This is a genomic window from Stenotrophomonas sp. STEN022 (assembly GCF_056760155.1).
The window spans coordinates 16,667-27,229 of sequence record NZ_JBRREG010000068.1 but is presented as its reverse complement, the minus strand read 5'-3'; the positions used below and the strand labels follow the sequence as shown (position 1 = coordinate 27,229).

Sequence of the window (10,563 nt, the reverse complement as noted above, 5' to 3'; positions counted from 1 at the left end):
CGGCTGGGGCATTACTGGTAAAGCCCCTTGCCGAGCGTGGCTCGGCACTACAGGTGAAGCTTCAGCGCAGCCAGCCGGCCAACTGCTCACGCGACAGCTTGCCGCGCCGCGCCGTATCCAAGGCATTGAACTCATCAGCCAGGGCCGGATTGGCCTGCGCTTCCTCGCGGCTGATGAAGCCATCGCCATCCACATCCATCGCGTCGAAGTCGATGCGGTAATTGCCAATCACGCTGTCCGGCTGGATCGAACGCACCGTGACCTGGGCCTGATCGGTAGGCATCAGGATCTGCGTGGAATGGGTGACCTTGCCAGTGGACAGCGATTGCTCGCGCACATGCACCGGCGCATCGTTCAACGGCATGCTGACCGCAGGCTCAGGGCGCGGCACGGTCTGGGCGCTGGCGGCGACGGGAAGCAGGATGGCAAACGCCAATGGCAGGGCAATACGAAACGCGGGCATGGCACGACTCATCAATGGTGGAAGCAGGTTCCGCCACGCGGGTGGCGGCAATGGTGATGGTAGTGCGCTGCAGCTGAACGGGCCAACCGCTCAGCCCGGAATGAACGGGAAGACCAGTTTCAGCAGGCCCTTCAAGCCACCTTCGGCGGTAGAACTGATCGCCTTCGCGCCCAGGCTGTTGAGCGCGCGCCGCAGATCGACCCAGCGCAGTTGGGCGACGTCCTTCTTCAGCAGGTCGGCGACTTCTTCCGAGGCCGGGGCCAGCTTTTTCAAGGCATCCAGCGTGGCCTGCGGATCGGGCTGCAGGTAGTTCCAGCGCTCGGCGATGTTGAGCAGGGTGTCGAAGCGCACTGCCACCACTTCGCGGTTGCGCTCGTAGACCGGGATCGCGCCGACATCGAGGATGGCCTGCTCGAAACGCTGGGCATCGTCGGGATGCTCGATACGGATGGCAAGGAAGCCCTCTTTGCGGCTGCGCTCGCTGACGTGCTTTGCCCCGGAGCGCAGATTGGCCTCGGTCAGCACCGCCGCGACGATGCGTTGCAGAGCGCTGTCGCCTTCTTCGGGTACCAGGGCCCGCCAGCGTGCATAGCCATCGCGGCGCAGGCCTTTGACTTTGGCGGGGGTAACCCGCAGCTGCAGGGCGACGGCAGCATTGGAATCGCTGCGATTGATGGCGCCATCGCGTTCGATCAATACGAAGATCAACAATTCCAGGTCGCGCTTGGTCAGCGACTGGAAACCCTGCATCAGGGTCAGTCGCAGAAATTCATTGCCGAAGCCGGCCGGGTCCTTCAGTTCGATGCTGTGCATTGCGGTTCCTCCCATGGCCTACAGCATGCCTGATATGGATTGCAGCAGCTGAGACTGGCGCTCTCAGGGTTTGGCTGAGGGTTGCAAACCGTATTCACGGCCGGGATGGTCGGCCTGGAAGGTTTCCACCGCACCACGGTCCTGCAGGGTGACGAAGACCTGGCGGCCATCGCTGCCACCGAAGGCAATGTTGCTGGGCTTGCGGCCCTTGAGCGGCACTTCCCGCAGCAGTTTGCCGTCCGGCGCCACCACCGCAATCACACCGGCGTCGTAACGGGCGATATAGAGATTGCCGTCGGCGTCGCAGCGCATGCCGTCCATGCCGTGGTCATCGAAACGGATCAGCAGGCGCTTGTTGCTGATGCTGCCGTCGGCGGCACGGTCGTAGACCCAGACATTGCGCTGCACGCTTTCGTTGACGTACAGGCGCTGGCCATCGGGGCTGACCTCGATGCCATTGGTGGTGCCCATGCCGGTTTCGAGCAGGTGCACACTGCCGTCGCGGTCGATGCGCCATAGCTGACCATCATCGGCCTTGGCCCAGTTGGGATCGCTGGCGTAAAGCGTGCCGTCGGGGGCGAGGGCGATGTCGTTGGGCTGGTGCGCGTCTGGAAGATGCGCGAACACGCTGACGCTGTTTGAGCCAGGTGCCACGCGCAGGATGTTGTGGCGCGGGTAGTCGGCGATATACATCGTGCCATCGCTGCCGAAGCGGATGCCGTTGCCGATGCTGCCTTCTGGCAGGGTGAGGAACAGCGTTGCCTTGCCGGTTTCATCAACGCGGCCGATGGTGCCGTCTTTGCCGATGTTGACCACGTACAGCGCGCCATCCGGGCCGGTCGCCGGGCCTTCAATGCCGGTGGTGAAGATGCCATCGCTGACGTGGTCGCGGGCGATGAAGGTGTCGGCGGCCAGTGTGGTGCTGCTCAGGGTGATGAGCGCGAAGGCGGCGATGCGGGCGCGGGTGATCTGGCGGGCGATGGCGGCGACTTCCGTGTTGGTGGAAGCGCGAGTGTGCCAGAGGCTTGGGCTGGAGCGTGGGTGTGGTTGCGAGGGCAACTTTGGGGGCGGGGCATGTAGTGGGGGGGGCGGGGGGGGGGGGGGGGGGTGGGGGGGGGGGGCCGCGACCGAGGGGGGGGGCGGCCCCGCGGCCGTCCTGGGCGCGGCCGCGCCTCCCCCCCCCCCCCCCCCCCCCCCCCCCCCCCCCCACTACAGGGGGCGCTCCAGCTGCAAGCGCAAGCTGCCCTCACCCCAACCCCTCTCCCGCTACGCGGGAGAGGGGCTTAGATCAAAGGCCTTTGGCTCTTGGGGTCACGAATACCGTGATTTCCTCACGGTCGTGATACAGCTGCTTGGCGCGGATCGTCAGCGGCTTGCCTGCCTTTTCGGCAAACAGATCCAGGCACAGGCGCGTCTCATCCCAGCGCTTCTTCATCGGCAGCTTGAGGTTGAAGATGGCGTGCTTGCACCAGCCTTCGCGCAGCCAGGTGCCCATGCGCTCGGCCACGCGGCGTGGCTGCTCGACCATGTCACAGACCATCCAGTCCAGACCAGTCTCTGGTTGCCAATGGAAGCCATCGGCACGCAGGTGTTCGACCAGGCCGGTGTCCAGCACATGCTGGCGCAGCGGGCCGTTGTCGATGCTGCTCACATGCAGATGCTGGCGGGTCAGCACCCAGGTCCAGCCGCCCGGTGCGGCACCCAGGTCCGCCGCGCGCATGCCCGGCACCACCAACGCTTCGCGTTCTTCCGGCGTCAGCAGGGTCATGAAGGCTTCTTCCAGCTTCAAGGCCGAACGCGAGGGTGCATCCGGCAACAGCTTCAAGCGCGGGATACCCAGCAGCCACGGTGCGCTGTCGCGGGTATCGGAGACGCAGACAAAGGCATGCGTGCCATCGACGAACACCACATGCAGGCGCGGCAGCTTGCCGTTGGGCTTGTCAGTGAGCAGGCCGCCTTTGCGCAGCGCCGGGCGCAGCGCATTGCCGAAGGCGCGGGCCAGGCCGGCCAGCGGTTTGCCGGCGTCCGAATCGGGATGCTCGACCCACAGATCACCAAACCGTTGCTGGCCTTCCAGCGCGGCAATGATCGGGGTGATGCGATCCGTGGCATCGAGCTGTGGCAGTTCGGCGAGAACGCGCAGCTTCTGGCGGGCGAAGATCAGCTCGCGCCAGGGCAGGCGCTGGTCCAGCGCTTCGGCCTCGTCGGTGACGAACACCACATAGCCATCATTGCGCTGGGTGCGGGCGTAACCGGCAATGCCGGCATGGCCGGCACGGTCGTTCAATTCGCCGGCCAGTTCCGGTTCAAAGCCTTGGCGGCAGTAGCAGAGCAGGCCGGTCATGGAAATCCTTGGTGTGGAGCGGGTGGGCTTCTCCTTCTCCCGCCGGGAGAAGGTGCCCGTAGGGCGGATGAGGGTAGGTGACGCTTCGGTAGCAGACTGCATGAGAACTGCCCGACCCTCACCCCAACCCCTCTCCCGGTGGGAGAGGGGCTTTTGGTCAGTAGCGTGCGCCGTCGTTCTTGCCGTAGCTGTGCAGCACGACGCGGGCGTCGTCGCGGTTGATGCCTTGCACGACCTCGATGCCACGCTTGTTCAGCTCACCGGCCCAATCGGCCGGCAGCGGACCTTCGTCGAACGGGGTGAGTTCTTCCACGTCGGCGGCGCAGGCGCCGATCAGCAGTCGGTCGATGCCGGCCCAGACGGTGGCGCCGTAGCACTGGCAGCAGGGCTGCGAGGAGGTGGCCAGGGTGATCGGCGACAGCAGCGCGTTCAGGCGCGGGGTGTTGAGCTTCTGCTGGGCCAGCATGTACGCCATGTTTTCGGCATGCGCCAGCGAGGTGGCATGCGGCACCACCCGGTTCACGGCGGCGGCGATCACCTTGTGGTCCGGGCCGAATACCACTGCGCCAAACGGGCCGCCACTGGCGTGTTCAACGTTCAGCCGCGACAGCTCGATGGCCAGCGCTACCTTGTCCGCATCGCTGGTATAGGCACGGTCGCAGTCGACGGCGTCGTGGATCCAGACGGGGAGGGTGAGGTGAACCTGGGCGTGCAGCATGATGATGACCGGCGTTGTGGCAAAAAACGGCAGCCAGTTTAGCGGACTGGGGCGCTGGGCTGGCTTTGGGCGCGGGGGCTGTTCAGGTCTGAGGGTTGGCCGAGCACGCTGACGTTGAGCGGAGCCGCGCTCAGCCCCTCCCCTTTGGCGAAGCCAAGGGGGAGGTTGGGAGGGGGTTGGCTTTTGCTTGTGGGTTTGGGGTTGACGCGAAAAGCACCCCTCCCCAGCCCTCCCCTTGGCCTTCGGCCAAAGGGAGGGGGCCAAGCGCTTAGAACTCCGCACCCACCGTCATGAAGATCTGCCGCGGGGCGCTGGCGTGGATGGAATAGCGGGTGCCGGTGGGGTCGGTCGGAGCGAACGAGCTCAGCTGGCCGGCGTAGCGCTTGTTGGTCAGGTTGGTGACGTTCAAGGACACCTTGACGTTCTGCAGGCCCAGCCCGGGGCCGAAGCTGTAACCGCCGCCGGCGTCGAAGGTGGTCACGCCCGGTACCGATTGGTCGTTGGTATAGGTGTAGTAGCGCTTGCCGGTGTACTTGCCGCGAAGGCTGGCGAACCAACCATCACGGTTCCAGCTCAGCTCGCTGGATGCCATGCGCTGTGGGGTATCGACGGTGATCTTGCCGGCCACCGGCACGATCGCACCGCCGGAGATGTAATCGTCCTCGTAGGTGGTCTTGTTCCAGGACAGCGCGTTGTACCACTGCAGGCCCTGCGTCGGCTTGAGGATGAAGGTCAGTTCCGCGCCCTGGCTCTTCACCGAGCCAACGTTGATGAAGCGGGTGATGCACTCCGGTCGCGTACCGACTTCGATGCTTGTGCAGGGGTTGAGCGAGAGCAGGCGGTTGTCGAACATCACGTGGTACGCAGCCAATGAAGCCTGGTACCTGCTGCCGAAGCTGCGGAAGCCGGCCTCGAAGGTCTTGGACTTCTCCGGTTCCAGGCCGGCACTGGCGGCAAACGACTCCGGTGAAACCTGCAGCGGGCCGCCGCTGCCGCCGCCGACGAAGGCGGCGATGTTCTCGGCATAGGAGGCGAACAGCTCGTTGTTGGCATTGAGCTTGAAGCCGACACCCAGCTGCGGCAGCAGCGATTCCTTGGCGGTCAGCGTGCCCGACGCGAGCTTCTGCTCGGTGCCGGGTTTGGCCGTGGCGCGCATGCGCGTATTCGGGCTCTTGATGCCGATATCCACGGTCAGGCGCTGGTCGAGGAAGCGCATGCGGTCCTGCACGTAGAACTGCCGCGTGCGGATGTCGAAGTCCTGATCGAACAGACGACGGTCTGGGTTCTTGAGGTAGGTGTCGTCGAGGAAGGGACCGTCGATGTAGTAGAAGTTGCGTTCGACGTTGTGGTCGTTCTGCTCGAACCACAGGCCGGCTTCCAGCTCATGGATGCCAACGTTCCACGACAGCGCAGCGGTCAGGCCTTGGCGATCAATCGTGTAGTTGGTGCTGCGGATCGAGATCGGTAGCATGCGGTCGGTGCCCGGGTACGAGGGCTGGCCCGGTGCCCACCAGTGGCCCTGGCCACGATTGTCATGATGGTAGCCAAGCAGCTTGAGGTTGAGCTCGTAGCCCAGATGCAGACTGGCATCGAGTGAATACAGATTGTCGTCGCGCAAGGCGCGGCTCTGGTAGTAGGCGTCGTCGATGCTGTTGACGCCGCCAGTGAAGGCGCAGCGCGTGGGGTCGAAGGTCGCTGGCGCGCAGTACGCAGCGGCGACGGCGCGGTCCCAATCCGGCGCGTAGATGTTCCAGTCGTAGCCCAGTCCACGCTGCAGCATGCTCTTGGACAGATAGGCGTAGTTGGCCTGGCTTGCCCGCGAGGTGGCAACGAAGGCACCGAAACGGTGATCGCCAACATTCCACACTGCTTTGGCATTGAACTGGCGGGTGGTCTGGTTCTGGTGCGGTGCGGCCCACATGTCGGCATCCTGATGCACGCCGGAGACATAGGCAGAGAAGCCATTCAGATCGCCGGTTTCCACGCGCAGATAGCCACGGCGCTGGTTGTCATCGCCAACGGTGACACTGGCGCGGCCGCCGAATACGGTGGACGGATCCTGCGAGAAGTACTGGATGGCACCGCCGAGGTTGCTGGTCGAAGCGACGCCCAGCGAACCGATACCCTGCGACAACTCGGCGCCGCCCAGGTTCTCGGCGATGATGGCGCGGGCAATGCTCAGGCCGTTGTAGTTGCCATAGCTGTTGTCGCCGAGCGGGATGCCATCGAGCGTATAGCCAAGGCGGGTCTTGTCGAAGCCGCGCAGGCTGATGGTCTGCGATTCTTCGTTGGCACCGAAGGCGTCGTTGGACTGCACGGAGACACCGGGCAGGCGATCAAGAATCTTCTGGCCGCTGCTCCCCGGCGGCAACACCTGCTTGTCGACTTCGCCGATGCGTTGCACCTGGCGGGTCTGGCCTTGGCCGATCACCGAGATGGTATCCAGCGTCTGCGCGGAGGCGTTGTCGGCGGAGTCTGCTTCGGCGTAGGCGTGGCTGGTGCACAGGGCAAGCGTGATGGCGAGGCTGAGGCGTTTGGAGATCATGGTCTACCGTTCCGTGGGAGGGCCGGCGCGCGCCGGTAACGGAAGGGTGTCGGTGCTTTGTTAAAGCTCGTTTACGGTGTCGTCCAGTTGCGTTGTTTTGCACAGTATTGGTGACGTGATTCCCGTTTGATGCTGCTTGCAGCAGATGTTCGCGGTGAACGTGGATACGGTCCGCGCAAAGAAAACGCCGCGACGATGCGCGGCGTTCGTTGTCGCATCCATCAATCCCAACATCAACCCATGTACAGGCCACCGTTGACCGGATAGTCAGCGCCGGTCACATAGGCCGCATCATCGCTGGCAAGCCACGCGCACAGCGCAGCCACTTCCTCTGGCTTGCCGAGGCGGCGGATCGGCACCGAAGCCGCCAAACGGTCCAGTACGTCCGGCGGAAAGCTGCTGATCGCCTGGCTGGCGATGTACCCCGGCGAAATGGTGTTGACGGTGACGCCGCGCGCTGCGACTTCCGCGGCCAGCGCACGACTGAAGCCGTGCATCGCGGCCTTGGCGGTTGCGTAGTTGACCTGGCCGATCTGGCCCTTCTGCGCACTGACCGAGCCGATGTTGATGATGCGGCCCCAGTTCTGGTTGGCCATGCCATCGACCACCTGCTTGCTCAGGTTGAACAAGGTGTTGAGGTTGGAGGCGATCACCGCGTTCCAATCCTCGCTGCTCATTTGCCGGAACAGCATGTCGCGGCTGCCGCCGGAGTTGTTGACCAGTACATCCACTTCGCCCACTTCCGCACGCACCTTGGCGAATGCGGCGGCGGTGGAATCCCAATCGGCGGCATTGCCTTCGGACACGATGAAGTCGAAGCCGAGTTCGCGCTGCTCGCGGATCCAGTTGGCCTTGCGCGGTGAATCCGGCGCGCAGCCTGCCACCACCGTGTGGCCAGCGCGAGCCAGGGTCTGGCAGATGGCAGTGCCTACACTGCCCATGCCACTGGTGACGTAAGCGATACGTAGCGTCATGGTGCTCTCCAATGCGTCAGGTAGGTGCCGCTTACGCGGCCAGTGGATACAGGGCGAACAGCAGGCTGCCGGCCATCAGGATCAGCGAGATCAGCACGGCCCACTTCAGGGTGAACTTCTGGTGGTCGGCGAAATCCACCTTGGCCAGGCCAACCAGCAGATAGGTCGAGGGCACCAGGGGGCTGAGCAGATGCACCGGCTGACCGGCCAGCGAAGCGCGTGCCATTTCCACCGGGGTGATGCCGTAGTGACCCGCCGCTTCGGACAGGATCGGCAGCACGCCGAAATAGAAGGCGTCGTTGGACATGAAGAAGGTGAAGGGCATCGATGCCACGGCGGTGATCACCGCCAGGTAGGGTCCCCAGGCTTCCGGAATCACCGACAGGAAGCCGCGCGACATCGCCTCGACCATGCCGGTGTTGGACAGGATGCCGGTGAAGATGCCTGCGGCGAAGATCAGTGACACCACCGACAACACATTGCCGGCATGGTTGACCACGCGGCGGCGCTGCTCGGCCAGGTTCGGGTAGTTGATCACCAGCGCAATCGCGAAGCCGACCATGAACAGGATCGGCATCGGCAGCAGGCCGATCACCAGCGCGGCCATCAACGCCAGGGTCAGGGCGAAGTTGACCCACAGCAGCTTCGGCCGCTTGGTGTCTTCGGCATCTTCCACCGTCGGCAGTGCATCGCTGTCATCGGAGACACTGGCGTCCATCCACGAGCCGCCGTGCGGCAGTGCGACTACGCCAAGACGACGGCGTTCCTTCATGCCCAGGTACCAGGCAAGTGCGAGGATGCCGGCGCAAGCCAGCACCATCGCCGGAATCAGCGGCACGAAGACATCGGCTGGATCCACATGCAGCGCAGTGGCCGCACGTGCGGTCGGGCCGCCCCATGGGGTGAGGTTCATCACGCCACCGGCGAGGATGGTCACGCAGGTCATGCTCAGCGCGTTCATGCCCAATCGACGGTACAGCGGCAGCATCGCCGACACGGTGATCATGTAGGTGGTGGAGCCGTCGCCATCGAGCGAGATCAGCATCGCCAGCACCGCGGTGCCCATCACGATCTTCAGCGGATCGCCTTTGACGATGCGCAGGATGATGCGCACCAGCGGATCGAACAGGCCGGCGTCGATCATCACCCCGAAGTAGAGGATGGCGAACATCAGCATCACGCCGGTCGGCGCGATCTTCTTGATGCCGTCGAGCATCATTTCATCAAGGCCGGCACCGAAGCCGCCGATCAGGGCGAACACGATGGGTACGGTAATCAGGGCGACCAGCGGCGACAGTCGTTTGCTCATGATGAGATACATGAACGTCAGAACCATGCCGAAGCCGAGGATGGTCAGCATCATCTGCAGACTCCTAGTAGAGACAGGACGGGGAAGAGGCGTTTAGAAATCGAACTGCAGGCGGCCGGTGACCGCGCGGGTGTGGTCCACGGTGGTATCGGTCAGGCGGTTGCGGTTGCGGCTTTCAATCAGGTTGAGCATGAAACGCAGGTTGTCGCGCAGGTACCAGTTGCCGGCCAGGGTCCAGGCTTCGGTGCTGCCGTTGCGCAGATCGGGCAGGCCATCAAGGTGCTGGTTGCCGCGCATCTGGTCATAGCGCAGCGCGACTTCAAATGCACCGGGCTTGTGGCGGATGTCCTTGATGCGGGCGAAGCGGCCGGTCTTGCGGTCGTAGCTGCGTGACTCGCCGGTGACGAACCAGCTGAGCATGCCGTAGGCCGCCATCACTTCACCGCGCTGCGCGCCATCGTCGAAGGTGGCGCCGCTGAATTCGCCCTGCCATGACAGCGGGCCGCGCACTTGCGCGTATTCCAGCGACCACTTGTTGACGTCGGTATCGCGACCGGCCGAGAAGTCGACCAGGGTCAGTCGGCTTTCATCGGACAGATGGCCGGCCGGACGCGGGCGGATGCGCAGTGCGGGCACGCCATTCACGCCGGGGTTGTCATAGGCCTCGCGGGCCAGCGACAAGCCCAGGTGCAGCACATCGCCAGCGGCTGGGCTCGGCGCCCAGGTGACGCGACCACCGGCGGCGCGGCCCTTTACCTGCCAGGCATCGATGCTTTCCAGGCTGTAGACGCTGGCCGCCCAAGTCATGTCGCCCGGGTTGGCCTGCCAGGAGGCACCGAGGCGGTACAGCGGGGCCAGGCTGGTGCCGGCGTTGCCGCGCTCCAGGAAGCTGCCGTAGTTGGAGCCAGTGCGGTCGTCCAGCGAGTAGTACTGCTTGAACTGGCCCACGGTCAGCTTGCCGGCATCACCGAAGCTGCGGCTGACGTAGACATCCTTGGCCTCGGGGCGGTCGCCCGAGAAATCAGCTTCCAGCTTGTAGTCGACAACGAAGAACTTGCCTGACACGTCCAGCCAGGCGCGACGGATCTCGGTGTCGTCCTTGTTCGGGGTGCCGCGGTGGTCATTGTCGAAGCTGGCGAAATCCAGGTGCAGGCGGCCGCCGATGGTGGCTGTGACCGGCCCTTCGTCTTCTGCGGCCAGCGCCGGTGCGCCAAGGCATAGCAGGACAGCGGCAGCGAGGCTGCGCTTTTGGAAAACACTCAATTCCACAAACCCTCCCAGGTGCGCGCCAGGCGCGCGGCAAACATGGGCACCTGCTGGTGCGTGGGCGCAGTCTGGAGGGCACTAGCTGTCATCCGCCTGTCAGGAGTTTGTGCGGTGCAGCAATGTGCGCCAAC

At 64.4% G+C, this 10,563-nt stretch carries 9 protein-coding genes; all 9 read right to left on the bottom strand.

Going from position 1 to position 10,563, the window contains the following annotated elements:
• Nucleotides 1-61: 61 nt before the first annotated feature.
• Complete coding sequence (locus ACVOMF_RS14340; RefSeq protein WP_481509888.1) at nt 62-463, bottom strand: EF-hand domain-containing protein; 402 nt, start codon at nt 461-463, stop codon at nt 62-64.
• Between the two features lie 90 nt (nt 464-553).
• Nucleotides 554-1,276 (bottom strand): hypothetical protein, encoded by a 723-nt coding sequence (locus tag ACVOMF_RS14335; RefSeq protein ID WP_481509887.1) that lies wholly within the window; start codon nt 1,274-1,276, stop codon nt 554-556.
• Nucleotides 1,277-1,339: 63 nt separating this feature from the next.
• Nucleotides 1,340-2,257 carry an SMP-30/gluconolactonase/LRE family protein gene (locus ACVOMF_RS14330; RefSeq protein ID WP_481509893.1) on the bottom strand — a complete coding sequence of 306 codons (918 nt, stop codon included), beginning with the start codon at nt 2,255-2,257 and terminating at the stop codon, nt 1,340-1,342.
• Nucleotides 2,258-2,564: 307 nt separating this feature from the next.
• Nucleotides 2,565-3,620 (bottom strand): 23S rRNA (cytidine(2498)-2'-O)-methyltransferase RlmM, encoded by a 1,056-nt coding sequence (rlmM, locus tag ACVOMF_RS14325; RefSeq protein WP_481509886.1) that lies wholly within the window; start codon nt 3,618-3,620, stop codon nt 2,565-2,567.
• 157 nt (nt 3,621-3,777) lie between these two features.
• Nucleotides 3,778-4,338 (bottom strand): nucleoside deaminase, encoded by a 561-nt coding sequence (locus ACVOMF_RS14320; protein WP_481509885.1) that lies wholly within the window; start codon nt 4,336-4,338, stop codon nt 3,778-3,780.
• A gap of 268 nt (nt 4,339-4,606) precedes the next feature.
• Entirely contained in the window at nt 4,607-6,883 is a 2,277-nt protein-coding gene (locus ACVOMF_RS14315) for a TonB-dependent receptor (RefSeq protein ID WP_481509884.1), read from the bottom strand.
• A 233-nt stretch (nt 6,884-7,116) separates the two neighbouring features.
• A complete protein-coding gene (gene phbB, locus ACVOMF_RS14310; RefSeq protein WP_481509883.1) occupies nt 7,117-7,857 on the bottom strand; it encodes an acetoacetyl-CoA reductase in 741 nt (246 codons plus the stop codon).
• Nucleotides 7,858-7,888: 31 nt separating this feature from the next.
• Nucleotides 7,889-9,217: a CitMHS family transporter gene (locus ACVOMF_RS14305; RefSeq protein ID WP_481509892.1), complete on the bottom strand. Its 1,329-nt coding sequence runs from the start codon at nt 9,215-9,217 to the stop codon at nt 7,889-7,891.
• Nucleotides 9,218-9,259: 42 nt separating this feature from the next.
• A complete protein-coding gene (locus ACVOMF_RS14300; RefSeq protein ID WP_481509882.1) occupies nt 9,260-10,429 on the bottom strand; it encodes an OprO/OprP family phosphate-selective porin in 1,170 nt (389 codons plus the stop codon).
• Nucleotides 10,430-10,563: the final 134 nt, after the last annotated feature.

Bases quoted from the DNA above. Each gene is read 5' to 3' on its own strand.
- ACVOMF_RS14340 (WP_481509888.1), bottom strand. From the start codon at position 463: ATGCCCGCGTTTCGTATTGCCCTGCCATTGGCGTTTGCCATCCTGCTT.
- ACVOMF_RS14335 (WP_481509887.1), bottom strand. From the start codon at position 1,276: ATGCACAGCATCGAACTGAAGGACCCGGCCGGCTTCGGCAATGAATTT.
- rlmM (WP_481509886.1), bottom strand. From the start codon at position 3,620: ATGACCGGCCTGCTCTGCTACTGCCGCCAAGGCTTTGAACCGGAACTG.
- ACVOMF_RS14320 (WP_481509885.1), bottom strand. From the start codon at position 4,338: ATGCTGCACGCCCAGGTTCACCTCACCCTCCCCGTCTGGATCCACGAC.
- ACVOMF_RS14315 (WP_481509884.1), bottom strand. From the start codon at position 6,883: ATGATCTCCAAACGCCTCAGCCTCGCCATCACGCTTGCCCTGTGCACC.
- phbB (WP_481509883.1), bottom strand. From the start codon at position 7,857: ATGACGCTACGTATCGCTTACGTCACCAGTGGCATGGGCAGTGTAGGC.
- ACVOMF_RS14305 (WP_481509892.1), bottom strand. From the start codon at position 9,217: ATGCTGACCATCCTCGGCTTCGGCATGGTTCTGACGTTCATGTATCTC.